At 60.7% G+C, this 24,958-nt stretch carries 16 protein-coding genes and 3 pseudogenes; 11 read left to right on the top strand and 8 right to left on the bottom strand.

All coding sequences use genetic code 11. The features are described from left to right. The coding region (locus tag DPM33_RS34865; RefSeq protein ID WP_342634399.1) for an adenylate/guanylate cyclase domain-containing protein at positions 1–1,618 on the top strand (1,618 nt) is incomplete at its 5' end. A gap of 142 nt (positions 1,619–1,760) precedes the next feature. Here DPM33_RS34865 and DPM33_RS34860 read toward each other — a convergent pair. Together DPM33_RS34860 and DPM33_RS34855 are read right to left on the bottom strand one after the other, a co-directional pair. Continuing rightward, positions 1,761–2,621 carry a 2-keto-4-pentenoate hydratase gene (locus tag DPM33_RS34860; RefSeq protein WP_146770383.1) on the bottom strand — a complete coding sequence of 287 codons (861 nt, stop codon included), beginning with the start codon at positions 2,619–2,621 and terminating at the stop codon, positions 1,761–1,763. 157 nt (positions 2,622–2,778) lie between these two features. Then, positions 2,779–4,119 (bottom strand): heterodisulfide reductase-related iron-sulfur binding cluster, encoded by a 1,341-nt coding sequence (locus tag DPM33_RS34855; protein WP_112102045.1) that lies wholly within the window; start codon positions 4,117–4,119, stop codon positions 2,779–2,781. A gap of 376 nt (positions 4,120–4,495) precedes the next feature. Between DPM33_RS34855 and DPM33_RS34850 the strand changes: the two genes are divergently transcribed. From DPM33_RS34850 to DPM33_RS34835, 4 genes are all read left to right on the top strand, one after another. Further along, positions 4,496–9,133: a GAF domain-containing protein gene (locus tag DPM33_RS34850; RefSeq protein WP_112102043.1), complete on the top strand. Its 4,638-nt coding sequence runs from the start codon at positions 4,496–4,498 to the stop codon at positions 9,131–9,133. Then, positions 9,130–9,519, top strand: coding sequence for a response regulator (locus DPM33_RS34845; protein ID WP_112102041.1), 390 nt, complete (start codon positions 9,130–9,132; stop codon positions 9,517–9,519). The genes DPM33_RS34850 and DPM33_RS34845 overlap by 4 nt, the downstream gene beginning before the upstream one ends. Beyond that, a complete protein-coding gene (locus DPM33_RS34840; protein ID WP_112102038.1) occupies positions 9,516–10,769 on the top strand; it encodes an adenylate/guanylate cyclase domain-containing protein in 1,254 nt (417 codons plus the stop codon). Before DPM33_RS34845 ends, DPM33_RS34840 begins: the two co-directional genes overlap by 4 nt. A gap of 340 nt (positions 10,770–11,109) precedes the next feature. Continuing rightward, a complete protein-coding gene (locus tag DPM33_RS34835; RefSeq protein ID WP_245442663.1) occupies positions 11,110–11,424 on the top strand; it encodes a hypothetical protein in 315 nt (104 codons plus the stop codon). 293 nt (positions 11,425–11,717) lie between these two features. Here the strand turns inward: DPM33_RS34835 and DPM33_RS34830 are convergent, their stop codons facing one another. Beyond that, on the bottom strand, positions 11,718–12,176 hold the full coding sequence (locus DPM33_RS34830; protein WP_112102036.1) for a DMT family transporter: 459 nt from the start codon (positions 12,174–12,176) through the stop codon (positions 11,718–11,720). An 87-nt stretch (positions 12,177–12,263) separates the two neighbouring features. Between DPM33_RS34830 and DPM33_RS34825 the strand changes: the two genes are divergently transcribed. From DPM33_RS34825 to DPM33_RS34815, 3 genes and pseudogenes are all read left to right on the top strand, one after another. Next, on the top strand, positions 12,264–13,538 hold the full coding sequence (locus tag DPM33_RS34825) for an FAD-dependent oxidoreductase (RefSeq protein WP_112102034.1): 1,275 nt from the start codon (positions 12,264–12,266) through the stop codon (positions 13,536–13,538). Positions 13,539–14,074: 536 nt separating this feature from the next. Further along, positions 14,075–15,184 carry a winged helix-turn-helix domain-containing protein gene (locus tag DPM33_RS34820; RefSeq protein WP_112102032.1) on the top strand — a complete coding sequence of 370 codons (1,110 nt, stop codon included), beginning with the start codon at positions 14,075–14,077 and terminating at the stop codon, positions 15,182–15,184. Between the two features lie 204 nt (positions 15,185–15,388). After that, positions 15,389–15,736: pseudogene (locus tag DPM33_RS34815) on the top strand (leucine zipper domain-containing protein); the annotation flags it as partial. A 47-nt stretch (positions 15,737–15,783) separates the two neighbouring features. Here the strand turns inward: DPM33_RS34815 and DPM33_RS34810 are convergent. Further along, entirely contained in the window at positions 15,784–17,340 is a 1,557-nt protein-coding gene (locus DPM33_RS34810; RefSeq protein ID WP_112102030.1) for an ISL3 family transposase, read from the bottom strand. Between the two features lie 132 nt (positions 17,341–17,472). On the opposite strand from DPM33_RS34810, the pseudogene istA reads away from it, so the two are divergent. The 3 genes and pseudogenes from istA to DPM33_RS34795 all read left to right on the top strand — a co-directional run bounded on the left by istA (position 17,473) and on the right by DPM33_RS34795 (position 20,669). Beyond that, positions 17,473–19,039, top strand: a pseudogene (gene istA, locus DPM33_RS34805) (IS21 family transposase). Beyond that, positions 18,972–19,702 (top strand): annotated as a pseudogene (gene istB, locus DPM33_RS34800) (IS21-like element helper ATPase IstB). Before istA ends, istB begins: the two co-directional pseudogenes overlap by 68 nt. Before the next feature lie 553 nt (positions 19,703–20,255). Then, positions 20,256–20,669, top strand: coding sequence for a GFA family protein (locus DPM33_RS34795; RefSeq protein ID WP_112102028.1), 414 nt, complete (start codon positions 20,256–20,258; stop codon positions 20,667–20,669). Positions 20,670–20,764: 95 nt separating this feature from the next. Here DPM33_RS34795 and DPM33_RS37575 read toward each other — a convergent pair whose 3' ends face one another. The 4 genes from DPM33_RS37575 to DPM33_RS34775 all read right to left on the bottom strand — a co-directional run. Beyond that, the gene (locus tag DPM33_RS37575) at positions 20,765–20,893 is read right to left on the bottom strand and encodes a hypothetical protein (protein WP_281004855.1); all 129 of its coding nucleotides are present in this window, start codon (positions 20,891–20,893) and stop codon (positions 20,765–20,767) included. A gap of 33 nt (positions 20,894–20,926) precedes the next feature. Then, positions 20,927–22,669 carry a winged helix-turn-helix domain-containing protein gene (locus DPM33_RS34790; protein WP_167449317.1) on the bottom strand — a complete coding sequence of 581 codons (1,743 nt, stop codon included), beginning with the start codon at positions 22,667–22,669 and terminating at the stop codon, positions 20,927–20,929. A gap of 1,311 nt (positions 22,670–23,980) precedes the next feature. After that, complete coding sequence (locus DPM33_RS34780; protein ID WP_112102048.1) at positions 23,981–24,451, bottom strand: nucleoside deaminase; 471 nt, start codon at positions 24,449–24,451, stop codon at positions 23,981–23,983. Positions 24,452–24,597: 146 nt separating this feature from the next. After that, a partial coding sequence (locus tag DPM33_RS34775) for an integrase core domain-containing protein (protein WP_146770382.1) occupies positions 24,598–24,958 on the bottom strand: 361 nt, incomplete at its 5' end.

Raw genomic sequence — 24,958 nt, 5'->3', positions numbered from 1 at the left:
GTCGCACGGACGCATCGTCGGTTCCGCTGGCGACAGCCTTCTTGTCGAATTCGCCAGCGCAGTCCACGCGGTGCAGTGTGCGGTCGAAGCCCAGGAGGGATTGGCCGCTCACAATGCAAGCTTGGCCGAAGACAAGCGCATGACTTTCCGCATGGGCGTGAATTTGGGCGACGTGATTGCACAGGACGATACGATCTACGGTGATGGCGTGAACATCGCCGCGCGGCTCGAAAAGCTTGCAGAACCTGGCGGCGTCTGCATCGCGAGCAACGTCCACGAGCAGGTCAAAGGCAAACTGGACTATGCCTACACCGACCTCGGTAGCCATCAGGTCCACAACATCGTGGAGGCCGTGCGCGCCTATCGGGTCAGTCGAGCGAAACCCACTTCGGTATCGTCCACGAGGGATACGCCGACGCTTCCCGAAAAACCGTCCATCGCGGTCTTGCCATTCGACAACATGAGTGGCGACCCCGAGCAGGGCTACTTCGCTGACGGGATGGTTGAGGAGATCATCACCGCGCTGTCCCGGACGCGCTGGCTGTTCGTCATCGCGCGCAACTCGAGCTTTACCTACAAGGGCCGGGCCGTGGACATCAAGCAGGTCGGACACGAGCTTGGTGTGCGCTACGTGCTTGAAGGGAGCGTCCGCAAGGCGGCGAGCAGGGTGCGCATCACCGGGCAGCTCATCGACGCGACAACGGGAGCGCATCTATGGGCCGACCGTTTCGACGGCGGGCTGGAGGACGTTTTCGACCTGCAGGAGGAAGTGACCCGGAACGTCGTCGGAGCGATCGCTCCGAAGCTGGAACAGGCAGAGATCGAGCGGGCCAAGCGCAAGCCGACCGAGCGCCTTGACGCTTACGACCACTATCTGCGCGGAATAGCAAGCCTCCACCAGTTGACCAGGGAATCCACCGCAAACGCCCTTCAGTCGTTCTACAAAGCCATCGAACTCGACCCTGAATTTGCCTCGGCATACGGCATGGCCGCCTGGTGTGCCGTCATGCGCAAGGCGAACGGCTGGATGACCGATCGCAGGCAGGAAACCGCCGAGGCGGAGCGCCTGGCTCTGAAGGCCGTGGATTTGGGCAGGGATGACGCGATCGCGCTTTCCCGGGGCGGGACCGCGCTCGCCTACGTGGTGGGCGACAACAACAGCGGGGCAGCCTTCATTGATCGCGCGCTTGCGCTCAATCCGAACCTGGCTACCACGTGGCTATTCAGCGGCTGGGTCAGAGCCGACCTCGGCGATACGGAAACCTCACTCCGGCACCTGGCGACCGCGATGCGCATGAGCCCAGTCGACCCGCTCATGTTCGACATGCAGAATGCGGTAGCAGTGGCTCATCTCTTCGCCGGTCGATTCGAGGAGGCATCATCTTGGGCTGAAAGGTCGTTGCGGGAAAAGCCGGACTTTTTGGGGTCGTTGCGCTTTGCGGCTGCAAGCTATGCTCTCGCCGGCCGAACCGAGGATGCGCAGAAGGTCGTGAGCCGAATTCTCGGCCTCGATCCCGGCCAACGAATTTCCAATCTCGCCGACGTCGTTTCAACCAGCCGTCCGGCCGATATGGCTCTGCTTGCAAAAGGTTTGCGAAAGGCGGGGCTGCCGGAATAACGCTGCCCCGGGCGAGAACGTACCCGTCTGTCTTCGCCCAGCAACACCATAGTCGGACAGGTCTCGCGTATCAGGCGACGGACTCTCCTTGCAGTCGGCGAAAGTATCTAATGGCGAAGTCGCCTAGAGCGCTGGGCCCGGGCTATTCGATACTCAATTTTACGGGCGACACCGGGATTCCGCCAAACCTTGCTGTCCATACATCCCTTGACCTAACCGGCATTGCTTCGGTCAGCGTTCCTGTGGTGATAAGTTCCCCCGGGTGGAGAGGTTCGCATTCCGGGCGATGCCCGATTTCCTCCGTCAGAAATTTCAAAGCCTGCAAGGGGCCGCCAAGGACATCAGTCGCGCGACCTTGCCTTAGGTCACCAGCCTGACTTTCCAACTCGACCGTGAATGAATGAAGCTGGTCGTCTCCCTGAGGTTGCGAGCCGGTCAGATGAAAGCGTTCCCCCAAAATCAGAGCGCCATGAACTCCATATGCGGCTGCCGCATCCGCAGCCGTAAACTTCCAATTTGGGAAAATTGAAAACACGATTTCGAAGGCTGGCGCCACCCAATCGACACATTCCAAAAGATCGGCTGTTGACATTCCTGGAACTGGAGCCGACGCCAGGTGGAGGACCATCTCGGGCTCGATCCGAGGTTCCGGCATCCCGTCAAGATTGATCGACGGGTGCGCGACAGCCTCACTAACGGTCGTATCATAAATGAAGTTCCAGATAGGAGCGGCGATACCAAGCTGGCCCCAAATTGACCGATTTGTGAAACCGATCTTGCGTCCAACGGTTCGCTCTCCAAGCTCTCGTCTCAATCGTGCGACTTCTGCCACGACATCATAGGCGTCGTGGAGATCGAATTGCGCAAAACGCCGAGAGAAAGGCTCGGCCTGGCCTCCGGTACGCCAAAGGGCGATTAATTCTTGGCTGAGCTGGCCGGTACTCCAAGTTTTGTGCACCGAGATCCCCAAAATTTGCGATCGCCAGCTTGCTATGACCGCCAACGATGATCCGATTCAGCAACGACAGCCGGCTCCTCAATTCCAGAACCCATTTTGTCGAACGTCAAGAAAATCTCCTCCGCCTGGGAAAGCCGCGTCCAGACCTGAAGCGACCAAATTGCCACGCCTCCAAACGATACGTTGGCCAGGACGCCAAAATTCAACCTGGCGTACTGGCCTTAAGAGGAAGCGGTTGCTCACCCAGTAGCACCCTGACAACGACGTCACGAGCATCTCGAGGATCGAGGGAGTGCTTTGCTATTAGGTCCCCACACTCTTTGACGATCTGGTCGGCGTCTTGCATGACCTTGAGCTCCTTGTAGCGATCATGCCGATACAGCCCCATGCTTTCACCAACCACTTCAAGGATATTGATGATGCGGAATGGCCAATCGCGCTCGTGTGCACACAGTTCGCGATGATCGGAATGATAAACTGCGACCAAAGCATCAACACCAGCTCTACGCGCCGCTTCAAGTTCCCTAAGCTGCAATTCACGCTTGAACTTTGGAAGCACACCGACATGCACGCTCTGCAGACCCAAAGCCGGCTGGTTCAGATCGATAAGCGAGATGCCGGGAACCATCTTAAGGATTTCGGTGGCGGCCTCCACGATGCCCGCTACGCCAGGGTGCTTGTGGAGCGCCACACGCATGGCGACCCTGTGCTGCAGATGCGGCTTTAGCTGCCCCAACCGCTCGCCGAGGAATCTTAGGAATGGGTTCATCTCGAACGGGCGGGAGCCGCGCTGTCGTTCCACCGTCGGCAGGATGGTCTCTGTGAACTGGACGTAGCAGGTCGGACACCACGTGATCACCTGCCCCGATCTGGAGTGCGACAACTTCTCCATCGAACTCGAGCCCATCCGACCGCTCATCTCGGCATCACCGGACTTGAGTTGCACGATGCCACAACAATGGCTAGGGCCACCCATTACCTGGTAACTGACGCCGAGCGCATCCATTATATCGAGGGCAAGCAGGGCAATGTGGGGCGTCTTGAGCACATTACAGCCACTGTAAAACACGAAATCCGCCGGCTCGGCCGGCATGGATTCTGACGCTGGCTTTTGGGCCAGCCGTTCCAGCACCTCCGTCTCGAGCTGCAAACGCGACAGCATCGTCACACCGCGGCTGACTTCGCGGTATCTCTCCACGGCTTGCCGGCGTCTTTCAACAGGTTCTTTATCGAACTTCGCGACGCCGAGGCGTGCCATCGCAAGGAGAAAGCGCGGATTGACGCCATAATCGCACGCCTTGATACATTCTCCGCTGAGCATGCAAGCGGCTGCCCATTTGCGCGACGCTTCCGGACCGTTACCGTTTCGCACAAGATCGAGAATACCGTCGATGAGGTCTTCGGACGTCGCATCCGAAACCCCGGCGGGGGCCAGGCTTGGACAGACCTCAGCGCACTTGCCACATCGCGTGCAAGCACCAAGCATATCCTGGACACGTTCATCCAGAGCGGTCTCGAAGGATGTCTCGTTCACCGGGGGCATCGCGGGCTCCGAGTCTGCTGAAGAATGGACCGTACGCGCGCATTGGCGGCTGAGAAATTAGCACAAAAATCGCCAATCTTGAAGGACAAGGCTGCGTGCTCCGCAGCTCTGCCTCGACGTGTATTCGGGGCTGAAGCCGACCGACTTGTTTTAGCTCAGGATGCGAAGAAGCGGGCACTCCACCTATAATCTCGGACATATCCCCTACCCGCAAACAGCTCCGAAAGCCGACGCTCAGGTGCCTCACCAAAGCGGCCGCGCTGCGTCACATACCAACATTGCAGGTCACCAAACTTGACGCTGGGCTGGCCAAAGCCGACACTGACAGAGAGAAAACAGGAGCACCTCAGTGGGAGGGCTCGACTCCGACTCTGAGATGACGATCAGCTCGCTTCGATCCGCGTTGAAAGCGGCGCGCGAAGAAAATCAGGTGCGCACCGCGGAGGTCGCCAATCTCCTTGAACAGCAAACTGCGACGAGTGACATCCTCAGGGTGATCGCCGCATCGCCGACCGACATCCAACCCGTCCTGCAGGTCGTGGTGGAGAGTGCTGCGCGTTTCTGCGACACCTATGACGCCGGCATTTTCCTGGCGCGAGACGAGACACTCTTCCCCAAAGCGCACTACGGCCCCATCGCGTTCGACTTCGAACCGAGGCCGGTCGCACGCGATTGGGTCTGCGGTCGCGCCTTCGCCGACTGCAAGACTGTGCATGTCAACGACATAGCCGTTGCTGGTGCGGAGTTTCCTGTCAGCCACACACTTGCCGAAAGGCTTGGCCACCGCACGATGCTAGCAACACCTCTAATGCGTGACACCGAGGCTATCGGCGCGCTCGTCATCAGGCGCATCGAGGTCAAACCTTTCAGCGAGAAGCAAATCACGCTGCTCAAGATTTTCGCCGACCAAGCGGTGATCGCCATCGAGAATGTCCGCCTGTTGGACGAGGTGCGTGCGCGCAACCGTGAGGTGACGGAAGCGCTTGAACAGCAGACTGCGACAAGTGCGATTCTCAGGGTGATCGCCGCATCGCCGACCGACATCCAGCCGGTCCTGAATGCGGTCGCCGAAAACGCCGCACAACTCTGCGACGCCTATGACGCTGCGATCTTTCTGCGGCAAGGCGACTCGCTGGCCATTGGCGCACACCACGGGCCGATCCCCATCGACTTCGCCACTTTTCCGCTCACGCGGGAGTGGGTCACCGGCCGTACCGTGATCGATCGCAGCCCGATGCATGTGGATGATCTGCTTGAGCTGGAGTCCGAGTTCCCTGCAGGCCGATCGATGGCGCTGCGGCTTGGTCACCGGACAATTCTCGCCACCCCTTTGATGCGTGAGGACGAGGCCATTGGAGCGCTCGTCATTCGCCGAACGGAAGTCAGACCGTTCAGCGAAAAACAAGTCGAGCTGCTCAAGACCTTCGCCGACCAGGCCGTCATCGCCATCGAAAATGTCCGCCTCTTCGAGGAGGTGCAGGCGCGCACGCGCGATCTCGGCGAGGCGCTGGAGCAGCAGACTGTGACCTCGGATGTTCTCAAGGCGATTAGCCGGTCGGCCTTCGATCTTCAACAGGTACTCCAGACACTGGTCGACTCGGCAGTACGCCTAGCGGGGGCGGACATGGGCGCAATCACGTTGCGCGTTGGCGATACATTGCGGTTCATGGCAGGGGGCGGACAGGCTGCCGAGTTGCATGCATACGAACGAGCCAACCCACACGTCGTGGGACGAGGAACGTTCCAGGGCCGCGCCGCGCTGGAGGGAGTGACGATCCATGTGGCGGACGCGCTTGAAGATCCGGAATACGAAAGGCCGGAAGCGGCAATCGTGGGCAGTTTCCGCGGAGTACTTTCTGTTCCGCTGAAGCGGGGTCAGGATACCATCGGCGTATTCGGCTTGGCGCGGCGGACGATCGGGCTGTTTTCACCGCGTCAAGTCGAACTGGTCGAGAGCTTCGCCGAACAGGCGGTGGTCGCCATCGAAAATGTCCGGCTGCTCGAGAAAATCGAGGGGCACAATCGTGAACTCGCCGAGTCGCTGGATCAGCAGACGGCGACAGCCGAAGTGTTGAAGACGATCAGCAGTTCGGCGTTCGATCTCGATTCCGTGCTGCACACGCTTGTGAAGTCCGCATCCGACCTCTGTCATTCCGGGATGGGCTACATCTATTTGCGCCAGGGCGACCTGTTGCAGCCGACGGTACAGATCGGATGGAGCCAGGAATTCCAGGACCACATGAACAATCTCCCGGTCACGCCGGGCCGGGGCAGCATCGCCGCCCGCGTTGCCCAGAGCGGGACCGTAGAGCAGATTGTCGACGTTCTCGACGATCCGGAGTATACCAACATCGAAGGCCAGCGGCTCGGCGGCTTCCGCACGCTGCTGGGCGTTCCGCTGATGCGTGACGAGGCCGTGACTGGCGTCTTCGTCCTTGCCCGCTCGTCGGTCTCACCGTTCAGTACACGTGAAATCGAACTGGTGCAGACATTTTCGGATCAGGCGGTAATCGCGATCGAGAATGTGCGGCTGTTCGAAGAGGTGGAGTCCCGCAACCGCGACCTAGCCGAGTCGCTGGAACAGCAGATGGCCACCGGCGCGATATTGCAAGTGATCGCCGGGTCTCCTACGGACATTCAGCCTGTGCTGGACGCCGTAGCTGAAAGAGCCGCTCGGCTCTGCGACGCCTATGACGCAACGATCTATCTGCTGCGCTCCGACAGGCTGGCTGTGGGAGCGCATCACGGACCGATCCCGATTGACGGAACTGGCTTGCCGGTCGCGCGCGACATCGTTACCGGCCGCGCCGTATTGGATCGCGTGCCGGTCCACGTTCCCGACTTGACCATCGCTGGAGAGGAGTTTGCCACTGCCCGAATGATGGCTCAACTTCTTGGTTTTCGCGCGATTCTCGCCACTCCGCTGTTGCAGGAAGGGAAAGCAATCGGAGCGATTATGATTCGTCGCATCGAGGCGCGGCCCTTTAGCGACCCCCAAATCGGCCTCCTCAAAACTTTCGCCAACCAGGCCGTCATCGCAATCGGCAATGTGCGGCTATTCGAAGAGTTGCAGGCGCGCACCGCCGAGCTTGGCGAAGCATTACAGCAGCAGACGGCGACGGCCGACGTACTGAAGGCGATCAGCCGCTCGACGTTCGACCTCCGGGCGGTGCTCGACGCTCTGGCCGAATCGGTGACCCGGCTGTGCGAAGCGGACAACGCCTCAATCGTGCGCGAGACGGACGGCAAATTCGTCGAGGCTGCGAGTTACGGCTATCCGGCCGAGCTCCGGGAATATTTCAGCGGCTTTGTGCACGTCCCGGGGCGCGGCACCGGGGTCGGTCGGGTCCTCCTCGAAGGCAAGGCCGTCCAGATTCCGGACGTGCTGGCTGACGCCGACTATGCGCTGTGGGAAGGACAGCGGTTAGGCGGATACCGCACCGTGCTGGCCGTGCCGCTGCTGCGCGAGGGAGTTCCAATCGGCGTTTTCTCCCTCACCCGCTCGACGGTGCGGCCCTTCACCGAAAGGCAGATCGAACTCGTCGAAACCTTTGCCGACCAGGCAGTGATCGCCATCGAAAATGTCCGCTTGTTCGACGAGGTGCAAGCCCGCACGGCGGAATTGAGCGAGTCGCTGCAGCAGCAGACGGCGACAGCCGACGTGCTGAAGGCGATCAGCCGCTCCACATTCGACCTTCAGCCGGTGCTCGACACGCTGGCGGAATCAGCGGCCAAGTTGTGCGACGCGGATACGAGCGTCATCTTCAAGCGCGACGGCGATCTCTACCGGTGGTCGGCCAACTACGGCAATTTGCCTGAAGCCGCGGCTTTCGCCAAAGCCAATCCCTTCGTCGCCGGTCGCGAAAGCGTCACCGGAAGGGTGGCCCTCGAAGCGCGCGCCGTTCACGTTTCAGACGTGCTCGCCGACCCTGACTACGGGGCAACGCAACTTCAGAAGCTTGGCGGCTATCGGACCATTTTATGCGTTCCGATCTTGCGCGAAGGCGCGCCGGTCGGCGTGTTCGCGCTGACGCGGTCACAGGTGCGAGACTTCACGCCGAGACAGATCGAACTCGTCGAGATGTTTGCCGACCAGTCCGGCATAGCGATCGAGAACGTCCGGCTGTTTGACGAGGTGCAGGCGCGTACCCGCGAATTGTCACGCTCGCTCGAAGATCTGAGGACTGCGCAGGACCGCCTCGTGCAAACGGAGAAGCTCGCCTCACTCGGCCAGCTGACCGCCGGTATCGCCCACGAGATCAAGAACCCGCTCAACTTCGTCAACAACTTCTCAGCACTCTCCGGCGAACTCATCGATGATTTGAGCAGTGTGCTGGCCGGAGCGCCTTTGGAGGCATCCATGCGCGAAGAGGTCGCCGAGCTGACAGGCATGCTCAAGAGCAATCTCGACAAGGTGGTCCAGCACGGCAAGCGGGCCGATTCCATCGTCAGGAACATGCTGCTGCATTCGCGCGCGGGTTCAGGAGAGCATCGTGCGATCGACATCAATGCCATCGTGGAGGAGAGCCTGAACCTTGCCTACCACGGGGCGCGCGCCGAAAAGCCAGGATTCAACATCACGTTGACGCGGAATTTCGACCGGCAGGCGGGGGATGTCGATCTCTACCCGCAGGAGATCACGCGGGTGCTTCTCAACCTCATCTCCAACGGCTTTTATGCAACGGCCAAGCGGAACGCCGCGGCGAATGGCGCGGCCTATGAGCCGACGCTCTCCGCCACCACCAGGAACCTCGGCGACCGTGTCGAAATCAGGATCCGCGACAATGGCACCGGCATTCCGCCCGAGGTGAAGGAGAAGATGTTCAATCCTTTCTTCACGACCAAGCCAGCCGGCGAAGGCACTGGGCTCGGCCTGTCACTCAGCCACGACATCGTCGTCAAACAGCATGCCGGCACGATCGACGTCGACAGCCAGCCAGGCGAGTTCACCGAGTTCCGGATTGTGCTGCCGCGCGCTGCGGCCTCGCTCGCAAAATTGGGAGCTGAAGCATGAGCCTCCTCATCCTGGTCATCGACGACGAGCCCGACGTCGAGCCGCTTTTTCGCCAGCAGTTCCGCCGCGACATCCGAGCCAGCCGCTTCACAATGGAGTTCGCGCAATCGGCGGTCGACGCCTTGGAGCAGATCGACCACGCAGAAGGGGTGACACTGATCCTGGTGCTGTCCGACATCAACATGCCCGGAATGAGCGGGCTCGAGATGCTGCCAAGGATCAAGATCCTGCGGCCCGACGTCCCGGTCGTCATGATCACCGCCTATGGCGACGCCGAAACCAGGCGCAGGGCGTTGGAGAACGGCGCCGAAGCGCTGCTGACCAAGCCGATCGACTTTGCGGCGCTCAGGCAACAAATCGAAACGCGGCTGGGAATGGTGGCGTGACGGCGCGCATCCTCGTGGTCGACGACGAGCCCGACCTTGAGGTCCTGATCGTCCAGAAGTTCCGGCGTCAGATCCGCGACGGCGCGGTCATTTTCCTGTTTGCCAGCGATGGTGTGGACGCCCTATCCGTCATCGACGGCAACAGCGACATCGACATGGTGCTGTGCGACATCAACATGCCCCGTATGGACGGCCTGTCGCTGCTGGAGAAGCTGCAGCAGACCGAAGGGCAGCAGCTTTCGACGGTCATCGTCTCCGCTTACGGCGACATGGCCAACATCCGTACTGCTATGAACCGCGGCGCCTTCGACTTCATCACTAAGCCGATCGACTTCGCCGACCTGGAGACCACGATCGCGAAGACCTTGAAGCATCGCGAGGTGCTGCACGAGGCACATCGGCGGCAAGCGGTCGCGGAGCGCGCGCATGCATCGCTGTCACGCTACTTCTCGCCCAATCTGGCCGAGCGACTGGCCGGCGACGCCGACGGATCGGCGCTAGCCGGGCAGTGGCGCGAGGTCGCATCGCTGTTCACCGACATTACCAGCTTCACCACGCTGGTGGAAACAATCGACCCTGCCACGTTAGGCACGCTCCTAAACGACTATTTGACCAGCATGACCGACGTCGTGTTCGCGCATGAAGGCACTGTCGCCAAGATCGTCGGCGATGCGCTGCATGTGCTGTTTGGCGCGCCTGGCGAGCAGCAGGACCATGCGGCGCGCGCGGTTTCCTGCGCGCTCGAACTCGACGCGCTGTCGCAATCGTTCCGCGATAGCTGGCGCGACAAGGGCGTCGCGGTCGGTACGACCCGCATCGGCGTCCATGCAGGCCCGGCGCTGGTCGGAAATTTCGGCGGAGGCCGCTTCTTCGACTACACGGCCTATGGCGACACCATCAATATCGCGGCGCGGCTGGAAAGCGCCAACAAGCAGCTGGGCACGCGTATCTGCGTCAGCGGGAGCGCGGCTGCAAGGGTCGACGGCTTCCGCGGGCGGCCGGTCGGCGATCTGATGCTGCGCGGCAGGGCCGAGGCGCTGCGTGCGTTCGAGCCTTTGTCGTCAAAGCAGTATGATGATCCTTCGACGGCGAGCTATCTCGAAGCCTTCGGCAGATTGGAGGCCGGCGATGCAAACGCGGTGACGGCTTTCGCCGCGCAGATCGGCAATTGTCCGGACGACCGGCTCGCCGGCTTCCATCTTAAGCGGCTGCTCAACGGCGCTAAGGGAACGCGGATCAGCCTCGACTGATCTTTGCCTCTGTCGCGACCGCGACAGCCAAGCCTCGTCACCGGCAATGTCTCTGCTTTCACGAGTTGGCAAAGGTGCTCCTCAACGGCCGACAAGCGGCGCAAACCTGTCGGCCAGATCGCGGCCGCTACGTGTCAGATTTGCGTTCGAAGGCGGCGGTCACCCGGCGGGCGAAGCTTTCGTCACTCTTGTGCTTTCCGCGTGACCCTGAAATCCCGCCAACGTCGCCGCTGCCAATGGCGCGGATCGCCGAACGAGGACTTCACGCAAATATTGATAACATGAGGAGTCGCTAATGTTGGCGCCATGGCCTACAAACTGCAACCGCTCAAACGTCACGATGGAGGACGAGATGGCTTATGGGATAGTTCACCACTTTCCGGGTGGGACAAAGTCACAGTACGAGGCCTCGATCGCCGCTGTGCATCCAGCAGGCGGTGCTCTGCCAAAGGGCCAGACCTTCCATGCGGCTGGGCCGTCCACGGGGGGCTGGACGATCGTTGCCATCCACGACTCCAAAGAGAGTTGGGAGAAGTTCCGCGATGGAATCCTGATGCCCACGATGAGCAAGGGCATCAAGGGCGGCTTCACCTCGCCACCCCAAGAGACAGCGTTCGAAGTCCAGAACATTCATGGCGGAGCGCTCGGGAACTGAATATGGGCATATCGGCAACGCGCGCCGGTTTGGTGGCTCCGCACCGTGTAGCCGAAATGCTGTCGTCCCGACCCTATCGATAAGTTGGCCAAATCAACGATTGACGCTGTGCAGTCGTGAGACTCGTCTCGGTGCCAGCTTGCGAACTAGCGCACGTTGCCGAGATGCCGTCATTTTGCGATATCCGGCGGACAGCTGTTGCTGACATTGTTGCTAATTAAATGACGCACTCAAACGGTTCGCAGCCCCCGAGGTGACGATCAGGGCTACCGTACCTGCCGCTCTAAGCGATCTCAGCAGTCGGGCTGATTCTCAACTCCGTAACAATGTTTCCCAAGATCACTGCAAGCACCAATGCGCCGCCCACACGTTTCCGTCGCGGGCATCTCATTGAAAAACAACCAGACCCAGAGGGTAGCCATAGGCATCTCCGCAGAGCTCAACAGGGTGGCTTGAGCGGCGGGCAGGCGCCGTGCGCCCATCGCGTAAACGCCAAGGGCAACGCCTAGGGTGATGAGGCCAAAAAAACCGAGCAGCGCCACCTCGCCGATGCGGACATCGAATGGGTCAGCGAAAAAGAAGGCAACGATGGCTGCAGCGAAGCAAGCGAGAGCCATGGATTCCAACATCGGCATGTCGCGATAGCGGCGGATGATGACCGTCATCATCGCAATCGCAAAGGCCACGTAGACCATAGCAAGGTCACCTTTCAGATGCCCGCCGCCTGCCGCAATTGTACACTCGAAGTGCATGGCCCCCCTGCTCGCCGGAGAGGTTTGACTAAATGCCGGCAGGAGCACACTATATTAGCGACTTGAAATATTCATTAGGTTGGGGGCATGCCAGAGAATAGAAATGGCGAGACTCCGCTGTCCGCCCGGATTCGCGCCGATTACGACCTGATCATCGTCGGCGGCGGGCTGGCGGGTTCTTCGCTGGCGATCGCCTTAGCCGGTTGCGGCGCCAGAGTTCTTATCATTGAACAGCAGAAGGAGTTCAGGGACCGCATCCGCGGCGAACTTCTGATGCCATGGGGCAGTCTTGAGGCGGACCGGTTGGGCGTATACGGTTTGCTGCTAAGGAAGTGCGCTATCGAAGTGGCCTACTTTTCCAACTTCACCAACGGCTTGCGTCCCACAGTACGTGACTTGCCGGCGACGACCCCGGCTGCGACCTCCTGCATGACGTTTCCGCATCCAGAGATGCAGGCAGTTCTCTTGAAAAACGCCGAAGTGCATGGTGCCGAAGTCATGCGTGGGAAAGTGGTTTCCGCTGTGACTTTTGGAGGTATGCCGCGGGTTCATGTCGGCGGCGATGCGAAAGGTCTATCTGCCCGTTTGGTGGTTCTGGCGGACGGCAGAGATTCCCGGCTGCGCTCGGCTCTCGGCTTTGAGGTGCAGCATGGGTCAGAGCAGCTCTTCACAGCAGGAATGGTTCTGGAAGGGGATGTCAACTTTTCGGAGTTCCTCACCGGCGAGGTCAGACCGTCGGCGAACACGATCAATCTCTTCTATGATCCAGCGGGCGGGCGCATGGTGATTGCCATGCGCATCGCACCTCAGCGTAACCGTATCTATCTTATCTACCGAAACGATGCGGTGGGGACGCGGCTGTCAGGCCGCCGTTCGGTCGATGAAATGATACGACAGCTTCGAGACGTGGGCGCTCCGGGCCATTGGTTCGACCGCTCACAACAGGCAGGCCCCTTCGCCAGCTTCGACGGATCGCAGCGCTGGGTCGACAAGCCTTACCGCGACGGCGTTGTTCTGGTGGGCGATGCGGCGGCCGCCACTGACCCGGCGTGGGGCCGTGGCCTGTCCAGGACACTCCGGGACGTCCGCTTGTTGAAGGACCGATTGCTGGAGAGCTCAGATTGGCGGTCGGCTGCGGAGGCCTATGCCAAAGACCATGATGATTTTTGCGGACGCATGCGACGGCTAGAGGCCATGCAAACGGCCCTCCTGTTCGAACCTGGAGCAGCGGCCGACCGACGACGTGAGAATGCGTTTGCACTGTTTGCTCGCGATCCGACGCGGGTACCCGATGCGATCGGGCTGGGGCCCGAGGCTCCCTCGGACGACCATGCACGTGCACGCTATTTCGGCGAGATATGAAGTGTCGTCGTACAGGGAGATGCCGAGGGATCGACTTCCTGCAGGGCACCTCATGAGAGCGGGTGCCCAGATGATCGTTGTGGGCTCTGCGACATGCACCGCTGGCACCAAGCCATCGATGACATGATATTGCGACTCAGCGCGGGCCACCCCATCGATGGGCAGGTGCTAGTCCATTATACGGAACGTCATACACTATCGTCCCGAGTACCTGATCGTGGGCCGGACCTATTATTCGGATAGTTGTTACGCCAACCAAATCGTCTCGCCCATTGTTGCCGGGTTCGATTATGCTGCCTCCGGCCAGTTCGATGCCGGGGTCACTCGGCATGTTGGCCGCGAAGGTTTCTGAAACGCCAACTGCTACATGGAACACCAGGCCGCAGCCAAACCCAACACGAGTTCGCTTGCTCATGAACTCCTCCCATCGTCTTCGTAGTGCGTCGTGCGGCCGGATTATCGGCCTTCGACGGGTTCCGGTCCTGAAAGCCATCCCGAACAATTCCGAAATCTTCGGAAACACGCTATGATTGGATATGGCGCTTGAGCTCGTCACGTTCGGCTTGTTCGCATTCGATTGCGAAAGCGGGACTTTGTTGCGACGTGGGTCGTCGGTTGCCATCGGAACCAGAGGCCGGGCGCTACTGAAGGCCCTATTGGAAGCAAATGGCGAGGTCGTCACGAAGTCAGCATTAATGGATGCGGCGTGGCCGTGCACGAATGTCGAGGAGAGCAATCTTACCGTTCAGATCGCCGCACTTCGCAAGGTCCTCGGCCGGGCGGCTGACGGCGAAGAGTGGATAGCAACTGTTCCGCGCGTGGGGTACAGGCTGGTCCATTCCACGCCGTTACGAAATCGCGATGTCGACACCGCAGTCGATCCGCCGCTGCCGCAAGCGACTGGGTCAACGCCTTCAATTGCCGTGATGCCGTTCACCAATATGAGCAGCGATCCAGAGCAAGAGTATTTCGGCGACGGATTGGCCGAGGATTTGATCACGGACCTGTCGAAGGTCGCCGGTCTCCTGGTGATCGCACGCCATTCCTCTTTCGTTTACAAAGGCAAGCAGGCCGATATCCGATCAATCGCCACGGATCTCAGCGTGCGCTACGTGATCGAAGGGAGCGTACGCCGCGCCGCGGATCGGGTCCGGATCAGCGCCCAGATCATCGATGCGCTCGACAATCGCCCACTGTGGGCCGAACGGTTCGATCGGGATCTCGCAGATATCTTTGCGCTGCAGGATGAGATAGTGGCAAGGATCGTGAACAGCCTTTCTGATCTGCTGCCTCCTGTGCCTTCCACTGCAGGTCAAAAGCCAGCGAATCTTGAAGCCTACGACCTTTTCGTGCGCGGGCGGGCGCTGGTCAACCAGTCGGTCAAAGGGGATCGGCCCGCTCGTTTGCTGATCGAAAGATCTATCGAACTGGATCCGGGTTTTGCGCACGACCTGCAGCTTCGAGCCACTGAACAAGCCCGGCATCGGGCCAAGGCAACAATGCGGACCATCCGGCGCGAGGTGGAGTTGTGGCTAGTGAAACGCCGGCTGCTCGGGGCTGACGACAGCATGTTCAAGGATGTTGGCGTTTCTTCCGGGAACGTCGATTGGCTCGTTCGAAACGGTCGTGGCGATCGGTGCAGATAGTCGGGGGCTGATTCCCCAGCGACAACCGTCTGACCGGCTCCGGTGCTCGCGCCGCTAACTCCTCACCTCTACGCAGCGCTGGCGGAGAGGAGCGCAGGCAAACCTCTGAGCGCACCCTAGCTGTGAGCCTTCAGGAAGTTGTCCATTCGGACCTGACCGAGGAGACTGGAGTTACCAGGCTTCAGTACTCACCGGAGGGTCCGAATGAACATTCACAAGAATGCCCGTCTCACGCCGCTGCGTCGAGAGGAGATGGTGCTGTCGGTGATAGTGGGCGGTTTTTCCAAAGCCCATGCGGCGCGCGTCTATGGCGTGTCAGCCAAGATCGTGGCGCGCTGGGTCGAGCGCTACAAGGCCGAAGGACGGGCCGGCATGATCGACCGTTCCTCGCGGCCGGCCCATATGCCACAGGCCACCGCTGCGTCGATCGCCGAGCGCATCATGGCGCTGCGGCGGCAACGTTGGACCGGCAAGCACATCGCCCATGAGGTCGGCGTCTCGCCCGCTACCGTCAGCCGGGTTCTCAAGCGTGCCGGTCTTTCGCGGTTGCGAATCGGCGTCCAATTTTGGGTCTGACGCATTCTCGCTGCGGCCCCAGCCTAGCTTGCCCCGACGAGGCGGGCCTGGAGTAGGTCGATCTTCGCGCGGCCGTACATCTGTCGTTTGATAAGTTTGAGCTTGGTGATCTGGCCCTCGGTCTGGCCATTCGACCAAGGTGATGTGATGGCATTGCGGACCGCGGCAATGTCCTTTTCGACCCCGTTGGCAAAGGAGCTCACGAGACTTGCTTTGCCGCCCTCGAGCCAACCATCCAATTTTGCGACTGCCTTCGATCGGATCATCCGGTGAAAGTCATCGATCAACGTTCGCGCGATGGTCAGTTCAGGGACATTGTTCTCGATCGCGGCAACCAGCACGGCATCCGATTTGGACAAGTCGTCGCGTGCCAACGTCATGAGTCTGGCGATACTTCGTGCCGAAGGCGTGCGAGCAAGCGCGCTTTGATCGGCCTTTTCGGCCAGCCGCCGGCGCCGCGCCCATTCGGAGACGACACCGCTCTGGCCGTGGAAGCCCTTCTCGCGCATTTCGCGCCAGAGCGCCGATGCGTTCCGCGCGCCTTGCCCCCAGCGGCTGTCGAGCCAGGGAAGCCATTCCTCGAGCGAGCTCTGGCGGACGCGAAACACGTCGGAGCGCTGGCCACGCAGGACGCTGCGGACAAGTTTACGGCTATACCCGGTGCGCTTGACGATCTGCTTGATCGGAAAGCCCTGCTTCGACAATTCCAGAATGGCCTCGTTCGTCTCCTGCCGGCGGAGGTATCCGTCATATTGCAGCCGCTCGGCATAGGTGAGAAGTCCAGGATCGATGACGGCGCTGCCGACTGCCTTTCGGATCTGACGCATGGTTTTGCTGACCGCATCGAGAAAGGCGCGGCTGGCGTTTTCCATTAGGTGCCAGCGGTCGGCTACCTGATCGGCATGCGGCAACGCCTTGGCGATCGCCTCGCCATACCCGCCGCCCCGGTCACGCGCGACAGTCGTGATGGACGGATGGCCTGCGAGCCATGCCTGCGATGTCGCCTGCTCGCGATCAGGCAGCAATGTCGCCGGCCTGCGGCGTTCGAGATCGCAGACAATCGTCCCGTATCGCTGGCCGCGCCGGAATGCGAAGTCGTCGATGCCGATGATGGAGAGCTTATCGCGCGGCTGTTCAGTCCGCCGGCGCACGACACGCAACAGGGTATCGTTGCTCACCGGCATCATGAGGCGATCGGCAAAGGCCGCGGCCGGCCGGCCGCCGAGCGCCAGTCCCAAGTGATGGACGATAGTCTCGAGGCGTCCGGTCCTTCGCGACAACGGAGCCAAAATATCGGTGCCAAACCGCTCGGCAAAAATGCGGCGGCGGCAAAGAACGGCCTCGCACCAGAAACGACGAACCGTCACCCGCAGGACAACCCGCCGGCCAGCGATAGGCAGATCAGCGACTTGCCGTATGCATCGGCTCTGGGTTCGACGGGAATAGGTCCCGCAGCATGGGCATGTTGCCGAAACCGCCGCTGCGCGCACATCAAGAAACATGCAATCCGTGTCGATTTCAGCTTGGTCGACGACAAATCCGGCTGGCGCCAATCTCGTCGACCCAAATCTCCGTTCCATCGCTGATTCCCCTCGGAAATCGCGACATCAGCCTTCACATGCAGCAAGATTGAGTCAGAGCCCAATTTTGACCCCCCCTGATGCTTTGATTTTGCGACCATCAGCTCGTCGTTACGAGCGGATGGTGTGGGGATGAAGTCGGTGGATACGATTGCCCGAGTTCGGCGCGCATTCCATGTGCAAGGATGGTCGCTCAAGCGGATTTGCCGCGAGCTACATGTGTCTCGGAACACGGTCCGCAAGATTCTCAGATCCGACGAGACGTCGTTCTCCTACGAACGCGAGCGGCAGCCCAAGCCGAAGATCGGTCCGTGGCAGGATCAGCTTGACGGGTTTTTGAATGGCAACCGTGGCAAGGCGGCGCGCGAGCAACTGACACTGATCCGGATTTACGAAGAGCTTTGCAGCCTCGGTTACGAGGGTGGCTATGACGCCGTCCGCCGCTACGCGAAGAGCTGGGCGAAGGCGCAGGGGTCGGCGACGGCGGACGCCTATGTGCCGCTGTTCTTCGCGCCGGGCGAGGCCTACCAGTTCGACTGGAGCCACGAGATCGTCCTGATCAACGGCGTGACGGTGACCGTGAAGGTCGCCCATGTCCGGCTCTGCCACAGCCGCATGATGTTCGTGAGGGCCTATCCGCGCGAGACGCAGGAGATGGTGTTCGACGCCCACGACCGGGCGTTTGCCTTCTTCGGCGGCGCCTGCACGCGCGGAATCTACGACAACATGAAGACGGCGGTGGAGACGGTGTTCGTCGGCAAGGACCGGCTATACAATCGCCGCTTCCTGCAGATGTGCAGCCACTATCTGGTGCAGCCGGTCGCCTGCACCCCGGCCTCCGGCTGGGAGAAGGGTCAGGTCGAGAACCAGGTCGGACTGGTGCGCGAGCGCTTCTTCACGCCCAGGCTGCGCTTCAAGACCTACGAGGAGTTGAACGCCTGGCTGCAGGACAAATGCGTCGCCTACGCCAAGGCGCACCGTCACATCGAACAGCCGGAACGAACGATCTGGAACGCGTTCGAGGAGGAGCGTGGCAAGCTGGTCGAATATCGCGGCCCCTTCGACGGCTTCCACACGGTGCCGGCCTCGGTGTCGAAGACCTGCACGGTCCGCTTCGACACCAACAAATACTCGGTCCTGTCGACGGCCGTCGGCCGCCCGGTCGAGATCCACGCCTATGCGGATCGGATCGTCATCCGTCAGGACGGCGTGGTCGTTGCCGAGCATGCCCGCTCCTTCGGGCGCAACGAGACGGTCTACGATCCCTGGCATTACGTCCCTGTGCTTGCCCGCAAGCCCGGTGCGCTGCGCAATGGCGCGCCATTCCGGGACTGGGCTCTGTCATCAGCGATGGAGCGTATCCGACGCAAATTGAAGGCGGCGCATGACGGCGATCGGCAGATGGTGTCGATCCTGGCCACGGTGTTGACCGACGGCATCGACGCCGTGGAGGCTGTCTGCCAGCAAGCGCTCGATTAGAATGCCTGCTCATCCGCCGTCATCATCAACATCCTGGCGCGACGTCGCGATCCTGCGCCGGCCATCACCATCATCACCCCGGACGCTCTTCGCCTGCAGCATGAACCGCAGGCCGACTGCGCCCGCTACGACAGCCTCAGGAGGGCAAGCTGATGGAACGCACGCAGGTTCTGGATCTGATGGGGACGCTGAAGCTCTATGGCATGCGCGGCGCCTATGACGAGGTCATGGCGACAGGCATCAAGCGCCAGCACGAGCCGCCAAGGATCGTCGGCGATCTGCTGTCGGCCGAGATCGCCGAGAAGCAGGCGCGCTCCATCAAATACCAGCTCGCCGTCGCCAAGCTGCCGCTAGCCAAGGACATCGAGGAGTTCGACTTCGACGGCACGCCGGTCAACGAGCCACTCATACGTGATCTCGCCAACGGAACCTTCGTTGCCGATCAGCGCAACACCGTGCTCATCGGTGGCACCGGGACCGGCAAGTCGCATCTGGCAATCGCCATTGCCCGCGCCCTGATCGGCAACGGCTCACGTGGCTGCTTCTTCAACGTCGTCGATCTCGTCAACCGGCTCGAGACCGAGCACCGCGGCGGCAAGCAAGGCCGTATCGCCGATTACCTCACCCGGCTCGACTTCGTCGTACTCGATGAACTCGGCTACCTCCCGTTCGCGCAGGCCGGCGGGCAATTGCTCTTCCACCTGATCAGCAGGCTCTACGAACGGACCTCGATCATCGTCACTACCAACCTGGCGTTCGGAGAATGGCCCGCTGTCGTCGGCGACGCCAACATAACGACAGCGCTCCTCGACCGCCTCACCCATCATTGCGAGATCATCGAGACCGGAAACGAATCCCCTGGCGCTTCAAGAACCGCGCCTGATCACCCATCAAGCTCCCAAGCGTCATCCGCGCTCGCCCGGTCTGAGCAATCCTGACCAGCTCCGCCCGGGCGAACGCTGATCGCCGCGCATTACATAAGGAGGGTCAAAATTGGACGCCGATCGGGCGTCAGTTTTGGAAGCCGTTTGACACTTTGCGCTTTTGGGACACTGGACGATGATGCTCGCATGCCCTGGCTTTGTAGGCGTCGCCATTGCCTCCACGGTAGCAACGCTCGCGTTTATCTCAGGCATGACCTATGTCGGCGCAGCGAGCGCCGCCATGATCAGCAACCTGGAGCCGGTCCTTGGAGTCTTTTCGCCATAGCTGTGCTGGGCGAGAGTGTCTCGCTCCTTCAAGGCATGGGCACCGCGATCGTGATTGCAGCGATCTTGGTGATGGAAATTCGCCGTTAAACGCGCGGCCTTGGGCAGTAACCAGTGCAACCGCCGACAGCCCGGAACTTGCCAATGCCTATCCACTGCGGCAGGCTCAGATTACCGGATGGATGCTGTCTAGGATCGCCGGCAGCGCCTGCAGATAGCGGAGTGACAATGAAGGTCGATGGTCGTTGTCTGTGCGGCTACCTCACCTATGAGGCTGAGATGGATACCAACTTAGTCGAGATCTGCCATTGCACGGATTGCCAAACTCTCTCCGGCTCGGCGTTCCGTGTGACAGTGCCGGTGGTCGATGGAATCTTCAATTTTCTCTCGGGCCAACCAAAGACATACGTGAAAACTGCCGCGAGCGGAAACCGTCGCGTCTTAGCGTTCTGCCCGGAATGCGGAACTTCGGTCTATTCGAGACCGGAGAATGGCACGCACGGCTTCTTCGGACTGCGGGTTGGCTCACTGCGTCAGCGCGCCGACCTCATCCCGCGGGCTCAATGCTGGCGCGGTTCGGCGCAGACCTGGATAGATGAAGTTGGCGACTTGCCCGCGTATGACGGAGATGTCCCCGAGTAGTCTATCCGGAGACAGCCAATCGCAATTGTCGGTCGAAGCCGTTCGGGCGTACGAACCCAGCGAAGAGAGGCGCAAAAAGCTGCCCTTCACCCCGTCTATGACGTAAGACCGTGTCCAAGATCATCGGCGGCGATCAGCCGATCGAATCTTTCGTTCGACCCAGCCAGCCGGCTGTATCCGACGACATCGGCCAGGATCGCCGCGAGGTTGCGGGTCTCACTCACGTTGCCCCTCCTTTCGCGTTGGGCTCGCTTCGCTCAGCACAACCCGCTTTGCCGCGCCAGGTCGCGGAATAGCTTCTCATCATCGGGCCGCATTCTGCTCGTGCGGATGAATAGTTCGTTTCCATTCTCCGGGCTTTCGCCGTTCACCACCTGTGCCAGATGCATCGCCTCGTTGATCCGACCGGCCGCAGTCAGCGACAAGACCGCAATACGCCTTATATGGGCGTGAGCGTTGCGATGGAGCGTAGCGCGCACGGCCCACGCAGCAGCCTCGTCGGCTCTTCCGAGCCGCAGCAGGGAAATTGCCCGCACCGCTTGATTGGGACCTAGGAAAGGGTCAAACGGTGACAGTTCTCTGGCATGGTCGGCCGCTTGAATGGCAACCGTTGCATCCCCTGACCAGCCGTCGGTAAACGCCCGTGCGTAATGCCCAAAGGCATAGGAGGGGCTGAGGACCGTTGCCCGCTCCAGCGCGTCAGTGGCTTCTTCGAGCGCGCCCATGATCCAGAGGGCGCGCCCGAGAGCGCAATGCGCCGCGGGGTCATAGGGGTCGACTGCCACCGCGCGTGCAGCAAGATCATGAGCGAGTTGCCCTTCCACCGAGAGATGTGACGGATCAAACAGGAATGCCTTCAAGAAGTGTGTGAAGGACAGGCTCGCGTAGGGACTGGCAAAGCGCGGATCAAGGTCGATTGCGGCCTTGAACAAATCCTCCGCGACCGTATTGTCCTGGCCGGTGAACATGTGCATGTGGCCCAGGCCACGGTGATAGGCTTGCCATGCATCCAGTTCGTGAAGAGCCCGCCGGGTCGCGATATTGCGCTCCGCGAGATTGACTTCGTCTGCGATTAGCGTCGCAATCTCGTCGGCCAAGGCCTGCCCGAACTGCGAGATCAATGCGAGGGGTTTCGAGAATCTTTCGGAAGAGAGCGCGCGGCCATCAGCCGCCGCGATCAACTCGACATCGACCCGCAGCGTCGGTCCGTGCAGCGTGATGTTGCCGGCGCATACATAATCACAGCGAAGCAGCCGGCCGGCCTCCAGGCTGTTCAGTCCGAGGGATGACAAAGCCTGTAGCGAATTCGCTGCGATGACGAAGACGGTTCGCAGTCGGGCAAGGTCGCGGATAATGTCCCTCAGCAACCCATCCCTCAAGACATGGAGGCGCTGGGAGGCTATATCCTCGAGCGCGAACGGCAGCACCGCGATCGCCGGCCTGTCTCGCCCGGAGACGCGAGCAGACTGTGCCTCAGCCGATCGCACCGGCCCCAAAAGAGGCATTGTCGACCGGCTTTCACGAGCCAACAACTCGAACGCACGCCGCAAGGAGGGGTCGCATGGCAAATTGGTTGCGTCGGGCGTCGTTTCGCGCTGAGCTTCCGACGAGGGGTAACGCTGCCCAACATTCGTTGGAACGTCCGCGATGGCTGGATCAGCGCTTCGATCGTTTGCGTCCTCCTCGAGCGTGAGCATGTAGCCGCGCTTTGCGACCGTCTTGATCAGGACTGCCCCCTCCTCCCCGAGGACGCTCCGAAGATCGCGGATCGTCTGTGTCAACGCGTCGTCAGTGACGATGAGGCCCCGCCACACGACCTCAAATATCTGATCTCGACTCACCACGCGGTTTGCGTTCTCGATCAGATGGGCCAACAGTGAAAAGGTCTTCGCGCGAACGTAGACAGGGCGGCCGTTTTCCAAAAGGAGACCCCGCTCCCGGTCAAAGGCGTATGCGCCAAGCCGAATCAGAGATTTGCGCGCGTGATCGGCCTCGCTCAACGGCATTCTCCCCTGAAGGGCGCCTAGGTATACCGAATCTCTTCATATTAGGAAACTCTCAATTAGCAACGATCGGTTCTTGACCCCAGCACGTTTCGTCTCAATTTCGGAAGTCTTTCCGTTGGATATCAGGCCTAGCCCCGCAAGCTCGCCTAGTCTGCGACTGCCGCCATATCAGGCGGCTTAAGAGGGGAGAACGCGATGTCCACCTTCGAATTCCTACACAGGACCCGGTCGCGAAGCCACGAGAGTCCTGCTGTCAGCTGCATTTTTGTCCTTCTGAACGTAGCGGCTTCTGCCATTCTGTGGCTGCCACGGTTTTGGGCACATCGCACGCAACTCGCCCCGTTTGCGTCGATGAACACACGCGAGCTCCAGGATCTCGGCCTGAAGTCTTGCGATGTTGCAAATGCTTTTGCGCAGCCGAATGAGCAGGACCCAACAGTGTACCTGGCAACTGTCGCCCGCGAGCGCAGGCAGCGCAGCCAAACTTAAATCACTGGCCAAAGACAAGTCGGTCCCCACCGGCATAGAGATAGATGGGGCATCGCTTCCGTTGGTTCGGACTGCACTGGCCGGCCGGGGAAAATCCGATGAGTGCAACGTCAGGTATGTTAGCTCATCAAATCCGAATGGCCTGGACCGCACCTTTCACGCAGGGCGACCCGGCCAGGTATTCCGAGTGCAGCCTCTCTTCCCCTTAACAGCGACAGCCTGAGGGATGCCCCCCGAGTTTGTCCCCCGCTGACCGCCAGATCGGCTGCGTTTTGGGGTTGAGCGCAACATTTGCATGCACCCGCAGCGCCCTATGGGATGCGCGTCGCCTGGAACGCTTCTCGAAGCGACCGCTCTTGGTCCCACGCCCACACTTGAGTAAACCGGATTGTAAAGTCGCTCTGATCAGAAGCGCTAAGGGCACCTGACCCCTCGATGTCGTTAACACCTGTGAGAATTGCGATATCCCCCACGCGGCGTCTACGAAGGCTACGAAACCCTATGCGGGTAGTGCGGCCAGTTCGTCGCTAGGCGTACTCCAGCCAACTTGAGCGGTCGTGAAATTCCCCGAACGCGTCGGTATGTTGTAGCTTGGCGATAAAATTGCTTCTAATACGGCTATATCGCCGCTTGCCCAAGCTTCGGCAAAACGATGCATCGCGGCGTCCAAGTCGGCCAACCGATCAGCTTTGTCAGCCACTTCGCGTCCCTCTCCCCAACCGGACTATATCGCCGCAGGCGCCCTTACACACAGGCGGCAGGTAAGGTGAGATCGCCGTGTTCGAACTGTCCCGCGGTCCACCTTCTCTCGCCAGGCTACCGGCGCCAGAAATCTCGATGGGCAGCGAGAACCTCATCCTCAATTTCAGGGAACGGGCCATGCACCTCGATGCTCTTCTGACCAGAGCCGAGCACGACACGCGCCGACAGGCTCATCGTTGGATTTTTCGGGTGGTCGCCAGTCAGAGCCAGAAGCTGGCTCTCCTCGAAGCCGTAGACCAGCCGGCCGATATTCGCCCAGTAGAGCGTCCCGGTGCACATCGCGCAGGGCTCGCCGGTTGATACCAGCGTGCAGCTCCGTAGAAATTCAGGCGAATAGGCATCCGCCGCGCGCCTGGCAAGTTCAGTTTCGGCGTGGCGCACAGTGTTGATGTTGCCTTGGCGCATGAGGATCGCATCGTCGGGGCCGACCAGCACCGCCCCGAATGGATGATGCCCATGTGTGACGACATCTCGCGCAACGGCATCCGCCGCGCGAATGTGAGCAATCATCCGGTCGCGTGTCATCCGATACTCCTCTTGCCCCATGGAGAGCGTATTGCATTAGCTGCGGACGTGCTCGCGGAGTGCGCTTTCGCGGAGTGCATCGTGCTCTCCCTCAACAAGTAGTTTCAGCCGTCGTCGTTGATGCTCGATGCCGAATGAGCGGCCGCCTAGGTGTGGAGCCTCAACAGGTTGTCCTGGGTTAGGGCGAGGCGACTGATAGGTGGTTTTGCCTTTAGGCTGCCGTGGGGGCGATGCCAATTGTATCTGTGCAACCAGCCAGGCAATTCGGCGGCGCGGTGATCGGATGTCTGGTAGGCAATGGCATAGGCCCATTCGCGCAGCGCCGTCTGGATGAAGCGCTCGGCCTTGCCATTGGTCTTGGGGGTATAGGGCCTTGTCCTGACGTGCTTGAGACCGAGATCGCGGCAGGCTTTGGCGAAGACCTTCGATCTGTAGCAAGAGCCGTTGTCGGTCATGACGCGCGCTATCGTGACGCCGAGGCTGGCGTAGTAGGCGACCGCCGCCTTG

It is taken from the genome of Mesorhizobium hawassense, from assembly GCF_003289945.1.
GTDB lineage: Bacteria > Pseudomonadota > Alphaproteobacteria > Rhizobiales > Rhizobiaceae > Mesorhizobium > Mesorhizobium hawassense.
Note: the sequence above shows the minus strand (reverse complement) of the source record. Positions and strands in the feature narration are given on the sequence as shown.